The 23922-nt window shown below is 58.1% G+C and carries 16 protein-coding genes; 12 read left to right on the plus strand and 4 right to left on the minus strand.

The features are described from left to right. Window positions 1–327: 327 nt before the first annotated feature. The 7 genes from KI235_RS29825 to KI235_RS29855 all read left to right on the plus strand — a co-directional run bounded on the left by KI235_RS29825 (window position 328) and on the right by KI235_RS29855 (window position 10735). Window positions 328–849, plus strand: coding sequence for a hypothetical protein (locus KI235_RS29825; RefSeq protein ID WP_060613132.1), 522 nt, complete (start codon window positions 328–330; stop codon window positions 847–849). Window positions 850–1202: 353 nt separating this feature from the next. Further along, window positions 1203–1769, plus strand: coding sequence for a hypothetical protein (locus KI235_RS29830; protein ID WP_013694586.1), 567 nt, complete (start codon window positions 1203–1205; stop codon window positions 1767–1769). Window positions 1770–1890: 121 nt separating this feature from the next. Beyond that, window positions 1891–2919 carry a hypothetical protein gene (locus KI235_RS29835; RefSeq protein ID WP_013694587.1) on the plus strand — a complete coding sequence of 343 codons (1029 nt, stop codon included), beginning with the start codon at window positions 1891–1893 and terminating at the stop codon, window positions 2917–2919. A 63-nt stretch (window positions 2920–2982) separates the two neighbouring features. Beyond that, on the plus strand, window positions 2983–3579 hold the full coding sequence (locus tag KI235_RS29840) for a hypothetical protein (protein WP_080587866.1): 597 nt from the start codon (window positions 2983–2985) through the stop codon (window positions 3577–3579). A gap of 165 nt (window positions 3580–3744) precedes the next feature. After that, window positions 3745–4776, plus strand: a complete 1032-nt coding sequence (locus tag KI235_RS29845) for a histone deacetylase family protein (protein WP_212795403.1) — start codon at window positions 3745–3747, stop codon at window positions 4774–4776. 11 nt (window positions 4777–4787) lie between these two features. Next, a complete protein-coding gene (locus KI235_RS29850; protein WP_013694590.1) occupies window positions 4788–5888 on the plus strand; it encodes a polyamine ABC transporter substrate-binding protein in 1101 nt (366 codons plus the stop codon). Window positions 5889–6133: 245 nt separating this feature from the next. Further along, a complete protein-coding gene (locus tag KI235_RS29855) occupies window positions 6134–10735 on the plus strand; it encodes a DUF6543 domain-containing protein (RefSeq protein WP_212795404.1) in 4602 nt (1533 codons plus the stop codon). 36 nt (window positions 10736–10771) lie between these two features. On the opposite strand, the gene KI235_RS29860 is transcribed toward KI235_RS29855, so the two are convergent. Beyond that, entirely contained in the window at window positions 10772–12316 is a 1545-nt protein-coding gene (locus KI235_RS29860) for a PLP-dependent aminotransferase family protein (protein ID WP_003206962.1), read from the minus strand. Between the two features lie 100 nt (window positions 12317–12416). Here KI235_RS29860 and KI235_RS29865 point away from each other — a divergent pair, with 100 nt between their 5' ends. From KI235_RS29865 to KI235_RS29875, 3 genes are read left to right on the plus strand one after another with little or no spacing between them, the layout of a single operon-like run. Then, window positions 12417–13058, plus strand: a complete 642-nt coding sequence (locus KI235_RS29865; RefSeq protein ID WP_027912845.1) for an FMN-binding negative transcriptional regulator — start codon at window positions 12417–12419, stop codon at window positions 13056–13058. 2 nt (window positions 13059–13060) lie between these two features. Further along, window positions 13061–13507, plus strand: a complete 447-nt coding sequence (locus KI235_RS29870; protein ID WP_038855965.1) for a GNAT family N-acetyltransferase — start codon at window positions 13061–13063, stop codon at window positions 13505–13507. Between the two features lie 10 nt (window positions 13508–13517). Next, window positions 13518–14189, plus strand: a complete 672-nt coding sequence (locus KI235_RS29875; RefSeq protein ID WP_003206968.1) for a GNAT family protein — start codon at window positions 13518–13520, stop codon at window positions 14187–14189. Window positions 14190–14292: 103 nt separating this feature from the next. Here the strand turns inward: KI235_RS29875 and KI235_RS29880 are convergent, their stop codons facing one another. The 3 genes from KI235_RS29880 to KI235_RS29890 all read right to left on the minus strand — a co-directional run bounded on the left by KI235_RS29880 (window position 14293) and on the right by KI235_RS29890 (window position 22005). Beyond that, complete coding sequence (locus KI235_RS29880) at window positions 14293–15255, minus strand: IS110 family transposase (protein ID WP_003199432.1); 963 nt, start codon at window positions 15253–15255, stop codon at window positions 14293–14295. Window positions 15256–15516: 261 nt separating this feature from the next. Further along, complete coding sequence (locus KI235_RS29885; protein WP_212795405.1) at window positions 15517–20832, minus strand: OTU domain-containing protein; 5316 nt, start codon at window positions 20830–20832, stop codon at window positions 15517–15519. 273 nt (window positions 20833–21105) lie between these two features. Beyond that, on the minus strand, window positions 21106–22005 hold the full coding sequence (locus tag KI235_RS29890; protein WP_003206973.1) for a homocysteine S-methyltransferase family protein: 900 nt from the start codon (window positions 22003–22005) through the stop codon (window positions 21106–21108). A 113-nt stretch (window positions 22006–22118) separates the two neighbouring features. Between KI235_RS29890 and KI235_RS29895 the strand changes: the two genes are divergently transcribed. Both KI235_RS29895 and KI235_RS29900 read left to right on the plus strand, forming a co-directional pair. After that, entirely contained in the window at window positions 22119–22940 is an 822-nt protein-coding gene (locus tag KI235_RS29895; RefSeq protein WP_003206974.1) for an ABC transporter substrate-binding protein, read from the plus strand. Then, window positions 22937–23770, plus strand: coding sequence for an amino acid ABC transporter permease (locus KI235_RS29900; RefSeq protein ID WP_003206976.1), 834 nt, complete (start codon window positions 22937–22939; stop codon window positions 23768–23770). Before KI235_RS29895 ends, KI235_RS29900 begins: the two co-directional genes overlap by 4 nt. Window positions 23771–23922 lie beyond the last annotated feature (152 nt).

A 23922-nucleotide genomic window follows, 5' to 3' on the forward strand; every position in this document is an offset into this window, starting at 1 on the left:
CTCTATGCACCATTGTCCTATTTTGGCCGATTCTGTTGAAAAAGTCGGCCATGGTTTCCACGGTAAAAAAGGACGCGCGTGAGATTAAAATCTTTGCATTGAGCAGAGGATTCCAGGCTCAGATCTCGCGTAGCGGCGCGCAAAAAAGGCATTTTCAGCGGTCAGTATGCAAGCGGTCTGGAAGAACCGACTTTTTCAACAGAATCGGCCGTTAGCGGTCAGATTGTTTGTCCAACCGGGCGACGTCCACTGGTCGACACCATCACCCAACACGCCGCCTGCGAGGTGGCCCTTGAGCATAAATATGGACTGCCGGACCGCCCGGCATTGCTGGCCCAACTCATCCAGACCGGTGATCACTTCATGGTCCCCAGCTACATTCCCGCTTGCTGGGCGACCTTGCGTCGCTGGCAGGAAGCGCAAATCGACGGAAGCCCGCTGGCGACAAAACGCGAATATGAGTGGATCGATCATGCACTGACGCGGATTACTCAACAGTTGCGCGCTGAAGAACGCTACCTGGCGGGACGGGGCGCGCCCAATGGGCGTAGCGAGAGCTCCATCAACATCGCGCTCATCCGTGAGGTCGACAAGATGCACAACACCCGCGCTCGCCTGGCCACGCTGCGCACCGTGTCGGTGAGCGAAAAAGACGTCTATGGGAGCTTGGCGGAACAACCCGAGCAACTGGCACACAACCTGGCCCGCTGGCAGGCACACCCGGAGAACAGGGTGGCTGAGCAACTGGCGATGGCGCCGGCCATGGATGACGATAGTGAGTTGATCCGTGGTGCTCATGGGTATGCCATTGGTAAACCCTACACGCTGGATCTTGATTCCATCATCTGATCGGCAGTTGCTCCGCCGAGCGCGAGCAAGCTTCCTTGTCATGGACTGCGTACGCCTTCAGGCCGGGGATGTACGTGCTGCCGCCTTCGCGAGCAAGCTCGCTCCCACAGAGGTTGGCGGTGGGTGTCCATTCTGTGCTCTCCTCGGGATGGTTAGCGATTGGTCTTTTGCGCTGGGTGGCTTCGTACAGACCTGCGTGCCTGGGGATAGGGCATGTCCCAAACGCGTGAGATTCGCCAGCGCACAAAAAGAACCATATAAAATAATCTGAACCACTGTTGACGATTTGGTTTCTTTAGGCGAGTATGGTTTTGCCTCCTCGACTTCCGAGGAGCGTTACCGGAGTCATTCCCATGACTGATGCTGAAAAGGCCGAAACGGTCTCCTACACGCTGCGCAATTTGAGCAGCAGCTTGGACAAGACCATCGCCGCCGTCGCCAATACGCTTGGCAAATCGAAAAACACCTTGATCCTGGAGACCTTGGAGCGGGAGTTTTACAACTACATCTCCACCTATGCCCGGTCGAATTTGCTGGTTTCGGCGATGGATGCCGAGCTGGCAAAAAAATTCGGAATCGAGATTCTTTCGGAGTGGTATGAAAGCGAGCACACCATCCAGTACGACCGCTACCTCAGCACCAAACTGAAGCTGGATAGCATCGATAAAGTGGATGCCGTATTTAAAGGGAACCTCCCATTGCTTGAACTGCGCGCCCAGCAGCTTGTAAATAAGGGTTACATGCGACTGCCACGGGGCATCTCCTTGACGTTTGCCCTGTTCATTGAGATCGCCAAGCAAAAGGACGAGGCTCTGATTCACGAGATTCGCAAAGGGCTGTTCGGAATCTCCAAGGACTTCTACGAGTCCTTGAACGAAATTCGTGCAGCCCTCTCGCTTCCTGCTATCAAGCCTGAATAGCCAGTGCCGGGACTACACCTAGGGACAGGATAAGTATTTGGTTTCAAGAAGATATTTATCCTCCACTTCATTCACCCTGCTGATTTCGTTCACCTAATGGATGAACAAGGAAATATGACGCATGCTACTCAATCACCTTAGTGAAATTACTGACAGCCAACACTACCTTGTAAAAACAAGCATTCATTACGACGAATACCTGCACTCGCTAAATAAAATCCTTAACGCTCTTCAGGCTAAAATAGGCGAGAAAAAAACCAACCGCCTCATCCGAGAAAAGTTGCAAGTTCGCGCAGGAGTATTTAACGAGAGTCAATATATACAGGCTGCTTGCGAGCTAACAGCCATGAGTGAGTTTATCGATTATCCAGATACGGCATTCGTCTACGAAGATAAAGTCACGCCGCCTAAAGACGTTGATTTCAGTGTAACTGTCAAAGGGAAAAAATATAATCTCGAAGTAAAATGCGCCTCTTACAAAGACGAAATACGCCCCGCTGACGAAGTGACTCTTACCTTTTCAAACAGAATGCCCGACAGCGCAATCCGCGAGCAGGCGCTTAGAGAAACGCGTGAGCGCTTGATGCCGCAGGGCATTACTGTTAAAGAAGGAAAAAATCTAGATAACGTGATGAAGGATTTTCTTGAGTCCACCCAAGAAAAAGTCAAACATCGCAGAACCGAAGACACCAATATATTAATTGTCTGCTGTCACGGCGAAATTGACATGCAACTGTGGCGAGGATACCTATTTGGGGAAGGTGGATTTTTTACTGAAGACAGTCCAATCGGACATGAACGGTTCGATCAAGTAGATTTCGTCCTGCTCACCAACATTTACAACAGACATTTCCAGTACTTCAATGACCCGAGGGTATCAAATCATTGGAGTCTCTCTGCTTCATTCAACCTACTGTACCCAAACAGATACTCAAAAAAAAGCATGTCCACAACGCCTGAAGGCGGGAAAAGAATTTTAGCTGAGTTAAATACAGTATTCCCCAACCACAACATAAAATTTGAAGACTACTTAAAAAACAAAAAAGATGTTCCTTCCGGAGAAAAAGAAGCGATGAAGAACATCCTCGGCGTTGCTTGGTACGCCGACAAATTCAAGACCAACAGCGTTTTTTATTTTCGACAGAGCTGAATCACGTGGCCTTACTGACCAAGATATTATCATTAACAAGCAAAACCACTTGAGCACCTATAAATGGCCACTGTCCCTGACGTTTTCATCATTGAAACACTCGCCCCTGACGATGAAGGCAACGGTCGCTTCGAAGGCAGCGTTATTTCTTCAGTCTTGAGGCTACACGAAAAAAAACCAATATACCGCTATGTCAGGACACGAGATCAGTTCGTCGAAACCGTTACAGAGTTCGGGAAGTCGGGATATCGGTACCTGCACATCTCAGCTCACGGAAACAAACATGGATTATTTACTACCAATCAGGATGAGATAAGTTATACAGATCTCGCAAAGATCCTCGCACCGCACCTGAAGAAACGTCGCCTATTTTTATCTGCTTGTTCCATGGTCCATGAAAAATTTTTATCCGCACTTTTCTCTACTACAAAGTGCATCTCAATTGTGGGCCCTCGCAAGACAATATATTTTTCGGACGCTGCAGTAACTTGGCCCGCAATTTACCATCTCATGTTTTCTGAAAATACTGAACGCATGACACGAGCGCACCTTAAAGAACAGCTAGCCCACGTCTGCGCTCTTTTTAAAATAGACCTGGCCTATTACTCCAAATCAAAAAATAAAAAACGCGGCTATACCCATAATCTCTTGCCTGACTAGCACCACCCTTCTGCCCAACCCCGCGCACACCCGCGCCAACAAGGGGCGATTTACGGTCAAACTTATTGGCCATTTCGATCCCCTTTTGGCCTCTCCTGCCGTTCTCCAAAACCCCTCACACCGCAAGACTGTGTTCCAACCGATCAGCCTTGCGGAGAACAAAAAATGCTGACGATCTATTCGGACGATCACCACCTGCACCACGGGCGCTGCGAGTTGATGGACGGGCAGTTGATGCCCTGCTTCGAGATGCCGTCCCGGGCCGATCATGTGTTGGAGCGGGTCAAGGCGCGGGCGCTGGGGCCGGTGGAGGCGCCGCAGGATTTTGGCCAGGGGCCGATCCAGCGTATCCACAGCGCGGCGTACCTGGAGTTTTTCAAAGGCGCCTGGGACCGCTGGGCCAAGTACAACCGCGACGGCGATTTGCTGCCCTTCACTTGGCCGGCGCGGACCTTTCGCACGGTCATCCCCACCAGCCTGCACGGCCAGTTGGGTTATTACAGTTTCGACGCCGGCGCGCCGATTACCGCCGGCACTTGGCAGGCGGCCTACAGCGCCGCGCAAGTGGCCCTCACCGCCCAGGCGGACATCCAGCGTGGCGCGCGCAGTGCCTTTGCCTTGTGCCGCCCACCGGGGCACCACGCCGCTGGCGATTTGATGGGCGGTTATTGCTACCTCAACAACGCTGCCATCGCCGCCCAGGCCTTTCTCGACCAGGGTCATAAGAAGGTCGCGATCCTGGATGTGGATTACCACCACGGCAACGGCACCCAATCGATTTTCTACGAGCGCAGCGACGTGTTGTTCGCGTCGATCCACGGCCATCCGGAGGCGGAGTTTCCGTTCTTCCTGGGTTATGCCGACGAGCGTGGCGAGGGCGCCGGTGAGGGCTTCAACTTCAACTACCCTTTGCCGGCCGGCTCAGGCTGGGACACCTGGAGCGCGGCGCTGGAGCAGGCCTGCGGGCAGATTCGGGGTTACGACGCCGATGTCATCGTCGTGTCCCTGGGCGTGGACACTTTCAAGGACGACCCCATCTCGCAATTCAAGCTCGACAGCCCGGATTACCTGGCGATGGGCAAGCGCATCGCGGCGCTCGGCAAGCCAACGCTGTTCGTGATGGAAGGCGGCTACGCGGTGGCAGAAATCGGCATCAATGCCGTGAACGTTCTTGAAGGTTTCCAAAGCGCCCCATGAGGAATAACAGCATGAACAGACTCAAGCGTTTAATGGCTCCAGCCGTGTGCGCCGCGCTGCTTTGCGGCGCGGTACAGGCCGAGGAGCGCACCTTGCGCGTCTACAACTGGTTCGACTACATCACGCCCAAGGCCCTGGAGGACTTCAAGGCGCAGAACAGCCAGGTCAAGCTGGTCTACGACATCTTCGACACCAACGAGGCCCTGGAGGCCAAGCTGCTGACGGGCAACTCCGGCTATGACGTGGTGGTGCCGTCCAACGTGTTCCTGGCCAAGCAGATCGAAGCCGGGGTGTTCCAGCCGCTGGACCGCAGCAAGCTGCCGAACTGGAACCACCTCGATCCCAAGCTGATGAAGCTGATCGAAGCCAACGATCCGGGCAACAAGTTCGCCGTGCCCTACATGTACGGCACCATCCTGATCGGTTTCAACCCGGACAAGATCAAGGCCGCCCTCGGCGACAACGCACCAGTGGACAGCTGGGACCTGATCTTCAAGGAAGAGAACATCAGCAAGCTCAAGCAGTGCGGCGTGGCGCTGCTCGATTCGCCGTCGGAGATCCTGCCCCTGGCCTTGCAGCACCTGGGCCTGGACCCCAACAGCAAGAAGCCGGCGGACTATGCCAAGGCTGAAGCGCTGATGATGAAGGTGCGCCCGTACATCACTTACTTCCACTCGTCCAAGTACATGGCCGACATCGCCAACGGTGAGATCTGCGTGGCGGTGGGCTACTCCGGCAGCTTTTCCCAGGCGGCCAACCGGGCCAAGGAAGCCAAGAACGGCGTGACGGTGGACATGCGCCTGCCCAAGGAAGGCGCGCCGATCTGGTTCGACATGCTCGCCATCCCCAAAGGCGCGAAAAACCCGGACGACGCCTACACCTTCATCAACTACTTGCTGCAACCGCAGGTGATTGCACCGGTCAGCGATTTTGTCGGCTACCCGAACCCGAACAAGGACGCCACCGAGATGGTCGACCCGGCGATCCGCGGCAACCCCAACCTGTACCCGACCGCCGCGGCCATGACCACGCTCTACACCCTGCAACCCTTGCCCCGGGACGCCGAGCGCGCGCGCACGCGGGCCTGGACCCGGATCAAATCCGGCCAATAAAGGCCGTTGGGGGATAAAGGCCATGGCGGGAGCAAGACCATTGTGGGAGCAAGGCTTGCCCGCGATGAAGGCCCTGCTATCTGCCAAGGACCGAGGCGCTTGTTTCGCGAGCAAGCTTTGCTCCCACCCGGTGTTGGCTGCGTATACATAGTTACCACCTGCCCCGTCCCTTGCCTCTCTAGCATGGAAACCCCGAAGCGTTCGGCTTCGGGGTTTTCATCCATCTCGAGACAGGGACAACTCAGATGACATCAGACCCTACCGGCACCGCCCCGGCGTTCAACGCGAGTATCAGGAGCACGCTGGTCAACCAACTGCTCGCAGGCCCCACCTACCCGGAAGTGGCGGCCATGCTGCTGCGCAACGCACTCAAGAAGCTCTACCCGTCACTGGATCTAGACCCGCATACCACCGTCATCGGCGAACCGGCCTGGGACATTGTTGGTGGCGAGATCGTGGCGCGCCCCACCCGCTATGAATCGCTCAGCGATTTGCTGGCCTCGCGGGTGGACCAGAGCAAACCCACGTTGTTGATCGAAGGGCTGCACTTCCTGACCCAACTGCCGATCACCGCGCCCGAGGTGCATTTGCCGGTGCGCATCGACCAGATCGGCCGTTTGATCAACGAGCTGGTGCCGGCCATGGTGCCGGCCAGCCAGGAGCAGCAACTGGCGTACTGGAACATGCCGTTCGGCAATTACGGCCCACGCTGGCATGAACTCTCCCACACGCTGCGCAAGCTCTGGGACGTCAAGCAGATCGAGGGCTGGACGGCGACTGAATGCGACATGGCCCGGCAACTGTTCCTGTACCCCGACCCACAAGACCGTAACGACAGCTACGACAGCCACGCGTATCTGGTCGACATCGAGGAGGTCGACGGCGACGAGATCAACCGCGTGAATGAAAACTCGCTGGTGGTGCTGATCGGCCTGATCGACAACAAGGAGGTCATCCTTGTGCACTCGTTGCTCAACGGTTATGAGAAGTTCGCTTCACGGCACGCGTTGGGACAAGCCCTTCCAGAACACCTGGGCACCTTGGTCCACCCGACGAAAATTCGCTGGCGGCTCTATGAACCCAGCGGCAATATTTTCGACAGCAAGGCCTGCGGGATCATCGCCGTGCAGGTCAAGATCCTTGGCATCCCCAGCATCAGTCTGAATCCGGGCTATGCAGAAGACGAACCACCGGCCCCCAGCGGAGTGGACGTAGGGCCTGGCGAAAGCTGGTTCCAAAAACAGTTACCCGAATGGCTGCAGGCCGCGTCGATTTCCGACCAGATCCTGTTCGCCCAATACATGAAGAATCTTTCGGCGATGAGCAGCTCCCACGCCGGCAAAACCTACCTGGACGACATTCCCCCCCTCAAAACGTATGCGGCGCAGGCGCTGAAAACGCAGATGCAATCCGACCACGACGACGCTTCGACGCTGGACCCGGAAAAAATCGAGATCGAGATAAAAAGCCCGGTTGTCTGGGGTACCTTCGTAGTGCCCTTCAAATTCGATACCACGCGGTTCAACCTCGTCGACCTGGCCTTGCAAAACCTGATTGCCCTGCCCCCGGGCAACAAGACGGTGAGGTCTCTCGACACGACCGTGTTGCCCGCGTGGTTGACGGTGGACTACGTCGAGAAGCTCATCACACAAGTCGATGTCGGTCGTGTTTATCCCGACCTGATCAAGCGCAAACTGCTGAATGATCCGGCGGAGTCGTTCCGCCGCGAAAACCTGTACACCTCACAGTTGCGCATACAGCTGCCCATGCTTGCGCTGGAGGGCAAACTGCGTGGGCGGGGCAACATCGATGAGCGCGGTTGTCGTTATGTCGCGGCGCTGATGGAGCCCCAGGAAGACGACCGCAAGGTAGACGGGCAAACCATCGTCCTGCGCAAACTGGCTTTCGTGCCCGAGCTGCAGTTGGGGCTTTCGGAGGACATAGTCGCCAACATGTTCGTGATCGGCCCGCAGACGCCAAGTGCCGGCCCCTGCCTGCTTTATCGACCGTTGCTTGAACCGCAGCTGTGGCAGTTCCCGTCGTTCAGCAACTTGCTGTACACCATCAGGCAAAACGCTCCCTTGCGCCAATCGGTACTGGCGTGGCTGCCCGATGGGGTACGCGAAACCTATGGCCGCGATGTCTTTCCAGGCGCCCTGCCCTCGCCCTGGACCATCGTGGAGTTCGTGGCAGCCCCGCTGGAGACCTTGTCCAATAATGGTCCTGTCAGCCTTGGCGACGAGACCCTGGGCGACGACTTCCTGCCACTGTTGTTCCGGGCCAACGCCAATGCCTTGGTCACGCTCGCCGATCATCAGTCGGTCTCCAATCGCGAAAGCCGTTGGGAGTCTTTCAAGCAGGCCGGTTGGCTGATTTTCAATTTGGCGCTGCCCTACCTCGGCACCACGGTGGCCACCACGACCTGGCTCTGGCAGATTCTGAACGACCTTGAACAGCTGACGCAGAGTGACGAAGAAACCAGTAGCCAGGCCAAGTGGGCGCTCTTTGTCGATGTGTTGTTGAACGTCTCCTTGGGGATCATCCATTACGTGATTGACCGCACCAGGGCGAGCAAAGGTAGTCGTCCGACAGAGGCCCCGGAGATTGCCCCACCACAAATCCCGCCAGTGCTCAAACCCAAGCTCATTATCGAAACGCTCGCGCCGCTCACCAAGACAGAGCTGCCGCAAGAGCACTACGAGGTCGTTCATACCAGCGGTGCGTTGATGGGCAGGTCGAGCAAGCGCGCCAATCTGCTCGATAGCTTCAGCATCGCGGCTCCCGATTCCCCTGGACAACCCAGGACCGAAGGCGCGCTCAGGGGCCTCTATGCGAAGGGTGGGAAGTGGTACGCAAAGATGTCGGGAAAATGGTTCGAGGTCACCGTAGAGGGCGACCAGATCTGCATCATCGACGGAGCCCGTTCCGGCCCTCCGGTGATCCATGATGCGCGCGGCCAGTGGCAGATCGATACCCGCTTGCGCTTACGCGGCGGCGGCTCAAAAGGTGCCCGGCAGAGGGTCGTCGCCGAGGCACGACGCCGCAGCGTGGAGCTGCTGGCCGAACTCAACCAGTTTGAAGAACAGAAACCGGCGAACCAGACGTTGCTGACCATGGACGCGCAGGAAATGAACCAGGCATCCGGCGCAGCGCGGGAAACCAAGCGTGTGGCGTATCTGACGACCCTGGAAGCCCAGCGGGAGAACTATGAAAAAGCGCTGAAGACCCTGATTGAATGGCCGGTCTTTCAGTCACGCCCCGATTACCCTCGCGTCAGCCTTGGTTACCTGAATGCGCAAGTGAATTTCACCTTCGCGGAAATGGATGTATTGCGAGAGCGCTTTACGCCTGCCCTGACCGATGCCATGGGCATGATCACGTCCGAGGTCAAGGTGCTGGAGCAACAACACATCGATGCTGCCAACACCATGATCAACGCCGGTCACGACATGATCGAGCGCCTGGACTACATGGAGACACGTTTTTCCAGGCTCAAGGAGATGGGGCGCGAAGGCTTTGAGTTTGTCCGTCAGTACCGCGCAAAGATGCCGGTCTACAAAAGTGACGATCTGCGACTTATCCAGGTGGATATGTACCGCCACCTCTGCCTGTCTCTTGAAAGCGTCGAGACGATGCCTGAAGGCTGGGTGGAAATTAACCGTATTGTCGACAACGCCACGGTGGCCTTCCAAAGCCTGCGCGACGCCATGGATGAGCGAAGCATGATCCGGCTGGATGAACAAATCGATGCGCTCGGCAGCCTGACGGAACAGTTCGCCGCCATCGAAGAACATCTCGAGTACATGGGTAGCGAATACCGAGGCAGCACCAACCCTGTACAACTCACTCGACTGGTCAAACAGATGGGCGAATGTAAAAGACGAGCGTTGGAGCAGTTGGCGCAAGCCCTTGATGAGCGAAGCAACCGGCGCAGGTCAGGCAGCCCTCATGAGCCACGTCCGCGGGCCAGGAAAAAATTCATCAGGGCACGCTTCTGGGGCGTCATCAGTGGCGAGCCTCGCTTATCGCAGCTGCACGAGGAAACGGATTGGGTCGATGTGAAGAATCCGTTCTCGGAGGAAATCATCGTCTCGTTCCACCGCAAGGAAACCGGCGAATGGGCGCCCCACGTGATGTCCGACCCGCCTCCCCTGGCAGTCCCTTCACTGGACACGAGCGTTCGCAAAGGCCAAACCCTGATTGACGGACTGACCGCGTTCAAGGCGCAAATCGAACAAGACTTGAAAAAGCCAGGCCGGACACCGGCCGGTGTGGCAATGATCCTCAATGCCCACGCCAGCAGGATGGAGAAGGTCGGCATCGCGATCAGGAAGGCACTCGACCAGGCACAAGGCGTTGCCACCAACGAAACGATTGAAATATCAGAGGCGCAGCAGCGCTCGGCCGAATCCTTGCGATTGCGCCTCAAAAGAGAATCGAAGTCGCTCTATGAACAGGAATTCGAAACCGTATTGAACATCATCAAGCAGAGCCCTCCGACCATGAGCGGCGTGATCTGGCTGAAAGACCGAAACCGTATTTCCATCACCAAACGGATAAACCGCCAACGCATCAAGGGCCGCACACATGGTTACCTCGACAGGTATGAAATCAAGGACAGGAAGACCAACAAGACGCTCTGGTTCGCCGACTTTCACTACTCCACGAACTGGGTGCCTGCCCGTACGTTCCTTTCGGCACGCCTGAAAACAGTGGAGCAGGTGGTTCTGGGGATAGCTGATGTCTCTACAAAAGGCTTTAGCCAGCGTCAGTTGATCAATCATTACCGTAGCGAAATTGCCATGGACCACGCCCAGCAGGTTTTTTTTCCAAAGGAACGGCCATAAAACCAGGGCCGCTGCCGATGCCCCGACGGCGCGCCCTCAGGGTTTCCAGGCCTTCGACAGGTTCGCCAGCGCGGTGCCAATCGCCGCTGGCGGGACCGCCGCAAACCCGAGCACCAGCCCGGCGCGCACTTGCGACGGGGTGGTGGGCAACCAATAACTGCTCAGGCCATTGATTTCCACACCCACATTCGTCGCTTGGGCGATCAGTTCGCGCTCGCGCTCGATGCTCTCCACCGGGACCGTGAGATGCAGCCCGGCCACGACAGTGGGCAGGGCTCCGACACCCGCAACCGCCGTGGGCCAGCCCGCCAGCAACGCATCACGCCGAACCAGGGCGGCCCTGCGCATACGCCGGATATGCCGCTGGAAATGCCCGGCGGCCATGAACTCGGCCATCACCGCCTGGGTGCTGACTTCGGAGTGGCGCACGTCCACGGCGCGCCGTCGGGCGAAGGCGTTGACCAAGCCCGGCGGCAGCACCAGGTAGCCCAGGCGCAGGGCCGGGAACGCCACTTTGCCGAACGTGCCGACGTAAAGCACCCGCCCCTGGCGATCCAGTGCCGCCAAGGGCGCCAGTGGCGCGCCGCTGTAGCGGTACTCGCCATCGTAGTCATCCTCGACGATCCAGCCGTCGTTGCGTTCGGCCCAGGCCAGCAGTTCCAACCGCCGTGGCAGGCTCATGACCACCCCGGTCGGGTATTGATGGGACGGTGTGACATAGGTCAGCCGACAGTGGCTCAACGCGCCCAGCGCGGCGCAATCCAAGCCATCGCCATCCACTGGCACGCCCCTGACGTCGGCACCGGCAACGGCGAACGCGTGCCCGGCCGCGCGATAGCCGGGATTTTCCACCGCCACGACGTCGCCCGGGTCGACCAACAGCTGTGCACAAAGGCTGATGCCCTGCTGTGCGCCACTGGTGATCACAATTTGTTCAGCCGTGCAGTGCAGCCCCCGGGAGCTGCGCAAGTACGCGGCGATCAGCCCGCGCAAGCGCGCATCGCCCTGGGAATCGCCATAACACAGCTGCTGCAGATCCGGCTTGCGCCAGAAAGCCGCATTCAGCTTGGCCCAGACGTCGAAAGGGAACAGATCGAAAGCCGGTACACCGACCCGAAACGCTCGCGGCGGGCCGCTGGGCGGTTGGGCCAAATGATGTTTTTCGACGCGGTTCAGCGCGTCGCTGTGGATAACTTTACTGGATGGACCTACAGGCAAATCGAGCCAATCTGTGGATAAGGCTGTGGGTAAGCCTGTTGAAAACCCTGTGGATACTTTTGTGGATATGTTTTTCAGCGGCAACGTCGTCGAGGACAGTTTCGCCACATATGTACCGTCACCGACCCGCCCTTCGATGAAACCCTCGGCGTAGAGCTGGTCATAGGCCCGCACCACGCTGTTACGCGAAATCGACAAGGCCGCCGCCAGGTCACGGCTGGCCGGCAGGCGCGTGCCGCTGGCCAGGCGCCCATCGAGCACCCGGGTACGCAATGCCTGGTAAAGCTGGCGGCTGAGCCCCTGGCGGCGGTCCAGCTCAATGCCTGCGGGGTTGAATGACAATGGCGGCGCGGCGTTGTGCATGACAGCCCTCACGAATGGACCTATCGAATTGGCCAGAAGTGGCTCTTACAACAGACCAATAGCCTGCCTAGGATGCTCGCATTCGCCAAGGAAAATCATCATGTACAACCCCAAAGCCTTTGCCGTCGAAGACCTGCCCGAACTGCACCAGATGATCGGCGATTGCCGCCTGGCCGTATTGGTCACCCAGGGTGAACACGGTTTGCAGGCCAGTCATTTGCCGCTGTTGCTGGACACGCAACAAGGGCCGAACGGAAGCCTCTACGGCCACATGGCCCGGGCCAATCCACAATGGCGCGACCTGGAAGCCGGCGCCGAAGCCCTGGTGATATTCGCCGGGGCCGATGCCTACGTCAGCCCAGGGTTGTACGCCAGCAAGGCCGAACACGGCAAGGTCGTGCCGACCTGGAACTACGTGGCCGTACACGCCTACGGCAGCGCCGAGGTGTTCAGCGACGCTCATCGCCTGCGCAACCTGGTGGGCGCCCTCACCGACCGCCACGAAACCGGTCGCGAGCAGTCGTGGAAGATCGATGATGCGCCGCCCGAGTACATCGACAGCATGCTCAAGGCCATCGTCGGCTTCGCCCTGCCCATCCAGCGCCTGGAAGGCAAGCGCAAGCTCAGCCAGAACCGTAGCCCCGCGGATGCCGCCGGCGTACGCAACGGCCTCGCCGCCAGCCCCGACCCGCAGGACCGGGCGCTCGCCCACCTGATGCCTGAACAATCGTCCAAGGAGTGAACATGAGCCAACCTGAAATCCGCCTCGTCAACGCCGACGATCACGCCGCCTGGCTGCCGCTGTGGCAGGCCTACCTGCGGTTCTATAAGACCGAATTGCCGGACGCCGTCAGCCAAAGCACCTGGCAGCGCTTGCTCGATGAGCGTGAACCAACCCATGCTGCCCTCGCCTGGGATGGCGACACGGCGGTAGGCCTGGTGCACTTCATCTATCACCGTTCGAACTGGAGCATCGAGAACTCCTGCTACTTGCAAGACCTGCTGGTAACGGAACAGAGCCGTGGCACAGGGGTGGGCCGCCAGCTCATCGAATTCGTCTATGCCACCGCCAAGGCCGATGGTTGCTGCAAGGTGCACTGGTTGACCCACGAAACCAACGCCACGGCGATCCAGCTGTACGAGCGCATCGCCGAGCGCCCAGGCTTCATTCAATTTCGCAAAGCCCTTTAAGGAGCGCAGCATGTCGACTTCACTCGCCGATTGGAAAGGTGTCCCGGCGCCCTCTGCACAGGTGCTCGAAGGGCGTTTCATCCGCCTGGAAAAACTCGATCCGGCGCGGCATGCCGATGGCCTCTGGCAAGCCCTCGAAGGCCCCGGTGCCGACCCTAAACTCTGGGATTACTTGCCCTATGGCCCGTTCACGGATCGCGTCGCGTTCGATGCCTGGTTGAACAACCATGCGGCCAATACCGACCCGTATTTCTTCAGCGTGATCGACCGCGCCAGTGGCGAGGTGCAGGGCATTCTCAGCCTGATGTCCATCGTCCCGGCCCAGGGCCGCATCGAGATCGGCCACGTGACCTTCGGCGCGCCGATGCAGCGTTCGCCGAAAAGCACTGAGGCGGTCTATCTGCTGGCCAAGGAGTCTTTCGCCCTGGGTTATCGCCGGCTGGAGTGGAAATGCAACAACGGCAATGCCCGCTCCAAATATGCGGCCGAACGGCTGGGGTTCACGTTTGAAGGGGTGTTTCGCCAGCACATGGTGGTCAAGGGCCAGAACCGCGACACCGCGTGGTACTCGATACTGGACTCGGAATGGCCGGCGATAGCCGCGGGCTTCGAGCGCTGGTTGAGTGAGGACAATCAGCGCGAGGGTGGGCAGGTGCGTGGGTTGGTGGAGTGTCGGGCATAGCTATCGGTGCCTGACGCTCCGCCATCGCGAGCAAGCTCGCTCCCACAGTGGATCTGTTGTGGACCTGGATTAAGTGATCATCACAGATTGACTGTGGGAGATTCTATGTTGCAGGGCAACCCTGCAACATAGGCTTCGGCTGGTATTCGCTCTGATTTTTCATCAAGGCAAATGCCACCCGGCAGAGCTTGCGAGCAAGCACCACCAATGCCTGGGTTTTTGAGAAGCCTCTGACCAGGTACGACTCATAAAACGGTTTCCATCTAGGCGAGCGACATGCCGTCATTGCAGCGATATGAGCTAATCGGCGTATTTCTGGATCCCCCTTTTTGCTCAGGTATCGGGGACCGTTCTTTTTTCCAGAATCATCGACCCGCAGGTCCATCCCTAAAAACGCGATAAATGCATCACTGTCCGCAAAATCACCTCGCATAAAACTCGTCGCCAACCCAGTTGCGACCAGTTCACCAACGCCTTCGATGGCTTTGCAGCGGTCGATATTCGCCTCAATTCCCGACTCTTTGCTAACTTTTTGTAGCAACTTCTGGATGGCCTGAATCGCCTCTTTGAACGCTTTTTGCTGAGCAATCAGCGCTTTTTTTAACAAGGGTTCGTCGGCCCAGCTCAACATAAGACCGGCGTGATTCTTGACCAGCGTCGCGCGCCGATGAAGCAGGCTTTTTAATGTCGTGTAAGCCTTCGGTGGCGGGTTCCAGAGCCGCAGCTCGTGCTGTTCATTGGTCAAATACCGCGCCAGAAGACGGGCATCACAAGGATCGTTCTTAGCTCTTTGGCCGATGCCGCGACGATAGTTGCTCACCCGGTAAGCATCCACGACATAGACCTGATGACCCATCGCGTGAGCCAGCTCGACGGTATCCAGGTGATAGATATTGGTGGCTTCAACGGCAAGAGCGCTTTGGGTGGGCAACGTTTTTAGCCAGCGCTTGAGGGCTGTTCGATCATTCTTGATAGTGTCGATGGCTTGCAGATCAGAGCGATAAACAACAATTTCGGCCTTGGCTATATCGATACCAACAACCGTCTGCGAGGTAAGGATTGTCATGACGAATCCTCGGAGCTAGGGTTTAGGTGCTTGTCGGGGTCTACCTTTGCGCTGGCTTGTCTCTATCGTCGGTTTACCGATGAATTCCTTATTGGCGCTTTGGGTAGAAAGGGCGGGACGAGAAGTCTCCCACGGTCCGTACTGGCTAGAGTCGGAATCGAGCTTTTAGTCCCGCCCACCCCTTCAAGTCTAAACATACAAGCGAGCTTGCTCGCGATGGCGATTAATAGGCAATGAACTCATTGGCTGCCAACCGCCCGATCACTCCGGTTTCGGTTTCATCTCTCCAAAAGTCTTGAGCGATTCGGGTGTCACCCCTCTCTTCAGGTACTGCCAGGCCCAGTCCGGCACGGCCATGTGGCTTTCCAGATACGTCACGAAGTCCAAAAGGCTGTGCCCCAAGCGATTGACCGGGAAATCAAAATTGTACAGATACTGTTGGGCGCGGTTTTGGTCAACGCTGAACAGCTCCCTGACAATCCGGTTCGCACGAAGATTGCCTCTTAATGCGAGCACAAAATCCAGCGCGGAACGAAGCACGCCGGGGCGCTCGAGCGTGAATTGAATCACGGAATCGCTAAATTGAGATCCAGTCAGATCGTCCCAGATCTGCACGGCGTGATGCCTGGGGAGACGCTGCAGCGAGCTCCATAGATTTGGGGTATTGAACAAAATGTTCACTCGGGTATTGGAGGGCAATTGCCCCGGTGCGCTGAATAACCGGATGACAGGCGCCTGGTCGACCTCGCCAGCCTTCACCGGCGGCCTTTCCAGGTAATCCCAAAACGCCGTCAGTACCCGTTGATGGGTGACGATATTCTGCAGATTGCTGTCATCGAACAATCGCATCCAGTGGATAACGATATCGCCGTGCCTCACCACTTCTTTGTAACGCGTATCGGCATATTCAGAGATGACTCGCAGTCGCCGCTCGGAGAGCGCCGGATTACGCAGCCATCTTGCAACTACGTTCACAGGCAACATGCCGTCCAGGTTGGATGAAATAACCGCAGACCTCAGGAGGAGATTCGCCCGCCTCAACAAATCGGGGAAACGTTCGAGGGACGCGATGAGCAGATCACGGGTGCTTTCAGCCCGATCGTAATAAATGTACTGCTCCATCAGTTCTGAGTCGTCATCGATTACCCGGCCCGTTTCACGCTCGAATCTCAATTTCACCTGAGCCAGGTCGTCGCGGTCCACCAGGTAGGCACCGTCGAGCAATTGTTCAAGCTGGTTATCATCAAGATGACCATGCCTGGCCTGGTCGAACTTGACGTAGGCCAATTGATTCCTGGGGTGATGGTCGGTCAGTTGCCGGGCCCTGACTCCGTATTCCAGCATGATATGGATCACGCCTTGGGACAGCCGGAGGAATTCATTATTGAGCAGTTCGGTGAGGTGCAAATCCTCGACAGGACCCAGCAGGGTATCTTGGAAAAACTGCCGCAGGGTCTGGTTCTCCCGGGTGTAATACGGTGCGCTGCTGGGCATCAGTTGCTCTGGGGAACGGGGCGATAAGTAACGCCCGATTTGCTGCAGCACCTCCGGTGGCAGGTCGGCCTCTCGCGCCGCAAACAGCGTCCGGCGACCTACGCTGTTTGCGTATAGCCGCAGGTAATCCTGAGTCGGTTGAAACAAGCGATACGGGTTGGGGGCCCCGTAGATGATCCGGCTGAGATCGGACAATGCCTCCTCGTCCAGCAGGTTTTCCAGCCAGGGGGCATTTTCAAAGAGCGCTTGTCGGACCCCGGAGGCTCGCGACACCATGTACTGATTCAATTCCGGATGTTGATCGACATAGTCGGCCGCTGCATTACGCAGCCCCTGCATCGAGAAAGTCTCCTGCGCTTGCCCTTCATTCAGCCCACGGGCAACGGCATCGAAAAAACAATCACCGTCGCCAGGGATCTCCTCGACACGGTCTCCCAGCACCAGGCTGTAATGGTTCTGGGCCGTTCGTCTCAAGACAATATCGGTGCTCGACTGTCCTGGGTGGTTGCTCATCGGATAGACACTTTCCACCTCGCCCGGGGTAAAGCGCACAGACCAACTACGCTCTGCCGTGATCTCATCGATGATCAGCAAGCTGCGGTTTTGCGGCCAGCTCGCAAGGCGCGTGATGATGGCCGGGACCAGCTCCATGACTTGAGTATTCCAGACGCCTGGTGTGCGGATCAAACCGGAAACAGACGCCGGCGACGGAGCAGGCACCTTGGGTTTCGAGGGACCCGGTTCAGCCGGTGCCGGACGCTTCCCACCACCCCGACCAAACCCTATAGCGCGCCACTCGCCATTGGGCATCCGCGCCACGGTACTTCTCATCACGCCACTGGAACGGATACTCAACCCGGTAGCAGGGTCGACAAGGGTGGCCTCGGTCGCCGTCAACTTCGTATGGTCGTGCACCCGGAACACCGTCCCATCGGGTTGTCGCACGTACACGGGACGCGTGACGCTGTTATTGAGCGCGGGGCGATAAAAGCCCTGGGAATCGGCGACCAGCCCTTGTAGCAACGAGGTATCCGCCACGGCATAACGGCGGTAAAGCGCGTCTTCCAAAGGCAGGCCTGCCAATGTTTCGCCCCGGCTCTGGCGCGCCGTCACGGCCAGGAAAGAGGACTGTCCCCGTACTGGAACACTCACGCCACCCGCCAACCCTCGTCCGCCATAATTGGCCACTCTGTGGACAAAGACCAAGGTGGTCAGGTTCGCTGGAACAGCGCCGGTCCTGACCATCAACCAGCCGGTCTTGATGGCGCTCTTGAGCAGTTGCAAACCAGGAACCAGGAGGATACCGGCCAGGTCCATGAACGTTTCCATCGACATCATCACCAGCCTGGCAGCCGTCTGGCGATGAACATCCCGGTTGCTGTTGGAGCGGTGATCGCCATAAGCGCTATGGAAATTGACGTGCGCGCGGTGGAGGGTCTCGAGAAGATTGCCAGGGATCAACGCGCCGCGGATCAACGGTCGGCCACGTTGTTGCCCCAACGTGCGCTTTATCTCTTCGGGATCAAGGGTGCAAATGCGTGAGCGGAAATATCCCTGCCATTGCTCTTGCTGCAACAGCCCCGCCACCCCCTCGCCCAGACTGGAAAACTCATGGAAGTCATCACCCTCGGGGCTGTCCGGAAAATAGACCCCCACGGTTCCCTTGATGTCCGGCCCGTCCTGATCGGAAAAAACCAGCACGCCATCAATGCTGCTCGCATTGCCCATCGTCCCATGCTGCCCACCAGCCCCGACACTTCCACCCAGCACAAGCCCATAGACCTGCACCCTTCGTCCCTGGACCAGCGCACGTGTCTCGGCAACGGACGATTGCAGAACAGCCTGCAGCCAGAGAGCAATCAACTTCTTGGGCTTCGGTGGATGGAAGGCCCTATCGAGCACGGTGGTCTTGAAGACTTCATCGCCCCTGAGCCCGGCCTCATGGCCTTTGAATTTCATATTGGCCAGGTAGGCCGCCTGCCAGGCTGCTTTGTAGTCAGGTTTATTCATTTCCTTCCGGAGCAGGGTTTCATAACGGCCGCCGGCATCAATGTGCGTCGCCATCCTGGCAAGCTCACCGCCCGTCAACGTGATCAGGAAGCCGTTGGCCGGATGCCGGATACGCTGGCCATCTTGATCGGCAAGGTAGACGGCCAGCACTTCTCTCATCGCGTTCGGGTATTGAGTCGGGCGCAGGTTATCGAGCATCAACTCGGTCAGGCTGGCGATACGTGACTGCCTTGGGTTGGCGCCTTTGCCATAGGAGAGCGTGACCAGGGTCTTGTCCGGGTCGGGATCGACGCCGGGATGCACCGTGTGTTGCAGGTACTGCTTGATCTTCTGGCGGGTGAACTGCAACAACGTCGGGATATCGCTACCCGCCAGTGTGTAGGCGGCTTCCAATACCTGCGTCTCCAGGCTGCGGTAGTTCGATTTTTCCGCACGTGTTGCGGTTGTATAAAAATCGGCGCGGTTGTTTTCAACCAGGGTTTCCCGGCGTACCGCCAGCGGCCCGGCCAGCGACAACATGGGCAACCCCAGTGCATCTTCAGCCTTCAGCGCATAAGCCGCCAAAGTAAGTGTCTCGTTGCCCGAGGCATTCAGGACCGCCTCCAGCGCGGCGCCTTGGTGCCGCAGCAGGTCGTCCGCCGCCACGGCAAAAACAGACTCGGACAGTTCAGAAGCAATATCCCGGATCCCACGCTTCTGTCCCGCGTAGGTCGGGCTGACGTGATTGACCAGGTCCTGGAAAGAGCGAAAGCGCTGTATTCCCCCTTCCAGGGAGTACAGGAACAGCGAAGACTGATCCGTGCGCTTGATCACCATCGCAGCGGGCCATTTCTGTGGCTTCGCAGCGCCCATGTCGAGCATGACGGCATAGACATGGGGAATGGGCGCACGCAGCAAACGGCTTCTGTCCGCCATCGAAGGGTGAGTGGTGATGAGGTCCAGCAGGCGATCCTCTTCATCCTGCAGGGTTCGCGCGCTTTGGGTTAACGGGGTGGTCGGATCCCGGTCGACTTTGTACAAGTCGAAAAGATGCAGGAATCGTCGGGACAGCAGATGAGCAAGCGCCGCTTCAGTGGTCGACGTATCGAGCACATCTGCACCGTTTCTGTCGTGGCGAAAGGCGCTGAGATCGTCACGGAACTGCTGCTTCAAGCTGTCATTGGTTACGGGGTCGGCGATATAGAACGCGGACTCCATGATCGCTGGAATTTTCGCGTCCAGCGGGCTGACGAATACGCTGTCGACCTCTTCCACCGAATCCGGACGGGTGTAGAAGCCCACGCCACCGCGCGAGTAAGTGGGCGGTGTATCCGTCGCTAAACAGCCCAACATCACGTCGGTAAAGCACTGTGAGGCGGTCAATGAACGACCACCGAGCGAGTCCACATCAAAGTGGTTCACATACCAGTGATCCGGGTCGATGCCCTGGAGCAGTGAGGCGCGGAATTTCCGCTCAGGGATCTTTGCCTTGATGCGGCTGACCAGCAGACGCTTGAGCACGGTGTCGAACGTTGGCAAAGCGGCGAACAGACGCGCCAGTTTCACCTGATTGGCATCCAGGTGCCCCAGTTGCCTGATCTGTTCTTTTTCACGGGGGCTGAGCAGATTGCCTTGGGCGTCCACCTCAGTAATGACGGGCTGCCCAATGCCCTGGTAGCCGGGCGCAATGCCGGCGTGCAATTGCTGCAAAACGTCTGCTGAAAGGCCTTTACCGTTGACCCGCAGTGAGGGGAAGCCCAGGGACATATGACTTCGGTGGGGATAAACCCAACCCTCGCGCGCAGAAGGCTCAGCGGTCGCCCTGCTTTGATGGGCAATCAAAAAACCTCGTGTCACAGCGTCACGCAGAGGCACCCATGAGGTTTTTCTTTGAGCGGCCGAATCGACTGTCTCGACCTCTTGATAAGTGACCTGTACCCGCGTATCGCCAATAAGGCCCCATTGATTTAGCCATTGATCGGCGAATTCATGGGGTTGAAATCGAATACCGTGGGGTAACAGGCTGATGGGTCTGAGCAGTACGCCGGCAGCATGCGGCGTTACGCCAGGTGCATTTTCAGGGAAGACAGTCATTCAGGTGTCCCGGTGATGAGTAGGGCTGGGACCCTATCGCGCCGTTTCAGCGGGAATGACGTACATATGTATAGGTGTGGGGACGGGCTGTGGAGAAAAGCGTAAGCCGATGTTTGCGGCGGCGGGATTGCACGCTTGAAAGGATGCGGCGGCTGAGCGTTAGCCATCGCGAGCAAGCTCGCTCCCACAGGTTCTGCATTATTGTGGGAGCGAGCTTGCTCGCGATGGCGGTCGAACAGCCAATGTATTTATTACCCTCCGACCGCCAACCCCTTAGACCAGCTTTTGCGCCAACACCGCAATATGCTCCGGCCCGATCCCGCAGCAGCCGCCCAGGTGGCTGGCCCCGCGTTTTTGCCAGTCCGCCGCCCACTGGAGATAGCCTGGCGGATCAAGGTCTTCGCGCAGCGGATCGAGCCCATCGTTGGCCGTCGCTTCCTTCGGTTGCGGCGGGAAGGCGTTGGCGTAGGCACCGATGTGGATCTTCACACCCAGGCGCGCGAAGGTGTCCCGCGCGGCATCGATGGCCGCGCCGATCACTTCTGGCTGGCTGCAGTTGAACAACAGCACCTCGACGCCCAGCTCAGCCGCCACCGCAGCGGCGTCCGCCACCGGTTCGCCGGAACGCAGGCGTGGCACTTCATCAGTGTCTTCGTCTTTGAGGGTGAACGACAGCCAGAACGGCTTGCCGTCCTTCGGCAACCCGGCGTGAATCGCCCGCGCTTCGACCGTGGAGCTTTGGGTCTCGGCCAGCCACAAGTCGACATGGGGCGCCAGGCCGTTCACCAGGGGCGCGAGCAATTCACTGGCGCGGGAAGCGTCGAACAGATCCGGCCGATAGGAGCCGAACAAGGGCGGCAGCGACCCGGCCACTTGCACCGCTTTACCCGAAGCGCGCACTGCCCGCTGCGCCAACTCGCCCGCGAGCGCGGCCAGGGCCTGGCCTTCTTCGGCGAAACGCGCCTCGCCAATATGAAACGGCACCACCGCATAGCTGTTGCTGGTGATCACGTTGGCGCCGCTGGCAATGTAGGCCGCGTGCACGGCTTCTACCGCCTGGGGCGCTTCGCTCAAGGCCAGCGCCGACCACTCGGGCTGTCGGAACGGCGCGCCCCGGCGTTGCAGTTCGCGGCCCATGCCGCCATCGAGAATGACTGTCGTTGCTGAGCCCATATGCGATTCACTCATAAGCTTATGAAAAATACTCACTACCGGAGTTGTTCTTATAACTATTTAATACGCACCATTCGGTGAACTACAACTTATTTTTCTATCAGGGCCCTCACATGAAATTACAACCACTGCTGGCCCTGGGCCTGACTCTGCTGGCTGCCTCTTCGCAAGCGTTCGCCGGCGCCACGCTGGATCGCGTCGAACAGAAAAAAGAACTGGTCGGCGTGCTGATGGAAAGCTATCCGCCCTTCTCGTTCCTTAACGATCAGAACCAGCTCGACGGTTTTGACGTGGACGTCGCCAAGGCGGTGGCGCAGAAACTGGGCGTGAAGCTGCGCCTGGAAACCCCTTCCTGGGACGTGATCGCGGCCGGTCACTGGAGCGGGCGCTATGACATCTGCATCTGCTCCATGACGCCGAGCAAGGCACGCGCCGAAGTGTTCGATTTCCCGGTGCAGTACTACGCTTCGCCAGCGGTGATCGTGGTCAACGCCAAGGACGACCGTATCCACGGCGCCAAAGACCTGAGCGGCAAGAAGGTCGGCCTGACCAGCGCTTCCAGCTACGAGAGCTACCTGAACAAGAACCTGGTGATCGAAGGCGCCGAGGATACTCAACTGAGCTATCCGTTCGAGGACGTGCAGATTGCCCCGTACGACACCGACAACGTGGCTTTCCAGGATCTGGGCCTGGGCGCCGGGGTGCGACTGGACGCGGTGCTGACCAACCTGGTGACCGCACAGCCGCGCCTGACCGAAGACAAGCGCTTCAAGCTGGCCGGCGAGGTGCTCTACTCCGAGCCGAACTCGGTGGCCATCGAAAAGGGCGACGCCCAGTGGGACAACAAGGTGCGTGAAGTCTTTGCCCAGTTGAAACAGGACGGCACCTTGAGCAAACTCTCGCAAAAATGGATCGGCGCCGACATTACCCAATGACTTCTTTTCCACCCCCTCAGCCACCGCCACCGGTGGCTGAGTCACGCTTGCAGAAAATCTTCGGTTTTCGCACCCGGCTGTACCTGACCTGGGCGGCCATGCTGGTGCTGTTCGCGAGTTTCTTCCTGAGCTTCGACCTGAAGTTCTCCATCATCCTCGACAAACTGCCGAACCTGCTGGGCATGCATCTGGCGCCCAATGGCTTTTTGCAAGGCGCGGTGCTGACGTTGTTCCTGTGTCTGTGCTCGATCGTCGCTTCGTCATTGCTGGGCTTCATCACCGCCCTGGCGCGGCTGTCCAGCAGTGCGGTGGCGTTCGGTATCGCCAGTTTCTATGCGTCGTTCTTTCGCGGCACGCCGCTGCTGATCCAAATCCTGCTGATCTACCTGGGCCTGCCCCAGCTGGGCGTAGTCCCGGGCGCCATCGCCGCCGGGATCATCGCCCTGTCGCTGAACTACGGCGCCTACCTGAGCGAAATCTTCCGCGCCGGTATCCTCGGCGTCCCCAATGGCCAACGTGAAGCTTCCCTCGCCCTGGGCCTGAGCGAAACCGTGATCTTCTGGCGCGTCACCCTGCCCCAGGCGATGCGCACCATCATCCCGCCGACCACCAACCAATTCATCTCCATGCTCAAGGACTCTTCGCTGATCTCGGTGATGGGGGTTTGGGAGGTGATGTTTTTGGCGCAGTCTTATGGTCGTTCCAGTTATCGCTATATCGAGATGCTGACTACGGCGGCGATTATTTACTGGTTGATGTCCATTGCGTTGGAGCTGATTCAGGCGCGGATGGAGCGGCATTATGGGAAGGCTTATCTGAATAATCGCTGAGCTGTTCCGAGGTGCCTTTGAGGACAGTGCGTATATCCATTGCTGCGGTAACGGATATACACACCAGCCAATCCGCCTCCCACAAACGGCGCTTACCATTTCTGAAAGGGTTGTAGGGCAAAGCTTCGAACCATGAGTGCCAACGAGACAAC

Origin of the sequence: Pseudomonas sp. St386 (genome assembly GCF_018325865.1) — a bacterium.
GTDB lineage: Bacteria > Pseudomonadota > Gammaproteobacteria > Pseudomonadales > Pseudomonadaceae > Aquipseudomonas > Aquipseudomonas brassicacearum.

What these genes read in the sequence shown, in the direction of transcription:
- KI235_RS29830 (WP_013694586.1), top strand. Translation starts at nt 1,203, where the DNA reads ATGACTGATGCTGAAAAGGCCGAAACGGTCTCCTACACGCTGCGCAAT.
- KI235_RS29835 (WP_013694587.1), top strand. Translation starts at nt 1,891, where the DNA reads ATGCTACTCAATCACCTTAGTGAAATTACTGACAGCCAACACTACCTT.
- KI235_RS29840 (WP_080587866.1), top strand. Translation starts at nt 2,983, where the DNA reads ATGGCCACTGTCCCTGACGTTTTCATCATTGAAACACTCGCCCCTGAC.
- KI235_RS29845 (WP_212795403.1), top strand. Translation starts at nt 3,745, where the DNA reads ATGCTGACGATCTATTCGGACGATCACCACCTGCACCACGGGCGCTGC.
- KI235_RS29850 (WP_013694590.1), top strand. Translation starts at nt 4,788, where the DNA reads ATGAACAGACTCAAGCGTTTAATGGCTCCAGCCGTGTGCGCCGCGCTG.
- KI235_RS29855 (WP_212795404.1), top strand. Translation starts at nt 6,134, where the DNA reads ATGACATCAGACCCTACCGGCACCGCCCCGGCGTTCAACGCGAGTATC.
- KI235_RS29860 (WP_003206962.1), bottom strand. Translation starts at nt 12,316, where the DNA reads ATGCACAACGCCGCGCCGCCATTGTCATTCAACCCCGCAGGCATTGAG.
- KI235_RS29865 (WP_027912845.1), top strand. Translation starts at nt 12,417, where the DNA reads ATGTACAACCCCAAAGCCTTTGCCGTCGAAGACCTGCCCGAACTGCAC.
- KI235_RS29870 (WP_038855965.1), top strand. Translation starts at nt 13,061, where the DNA reads ATGAGCCAACCTGAAATCCGCCTCGTCAACGCCGACGATCACGCCGCC.
- KI235_RS29875 (WP_003206968.1), top strand. Translation starts at nt 13,518, where the DNA reads ATGTCGACTTCACTCGCCGATTGGAAAGGTGTCCCGGCGCCCTCTGCA.
- KI235_RS29880 (WP_003199432.1), bottom strand. Translation starts at nt 15,255, where the DNA reads ATGACAATCCTTACCTCGCAGACGGTTGTTGGTATCGATATAGCCAAG.
- KI235_RS29885 (WP_212795405.1), bottom strand. Translation starts at nt 20,832, where the DNA reads ATGACTGTCTTCCCTGAAAATGCACCTGGCGTAACGCCGCATGCTGCC.
- KI235_RS29890 (WP_003206973.1), bottom strand. Translation starts at nt 22,005, where the DNA reads ATGGGCTCAGCAACGACAGTCATTCTCGATGGCGGCATGGGCCGCGAA.
- KI235_RS29895 (WP_003206974.1), top strand. Translation starts at nt 22,119, where the DNA reads ATGAAATTACAACCACTGCTGGCCCTGGGCCTGACTCTGCTGGCTGCC.
- KI235_RS29900 (WP_003206976.1), top strand. Translation starts at nt 22,937, where the DNA reads ATGACTTCTTTTCCACCCCCTCAGCCACCGCCACCGGTGGCTGAGTCA.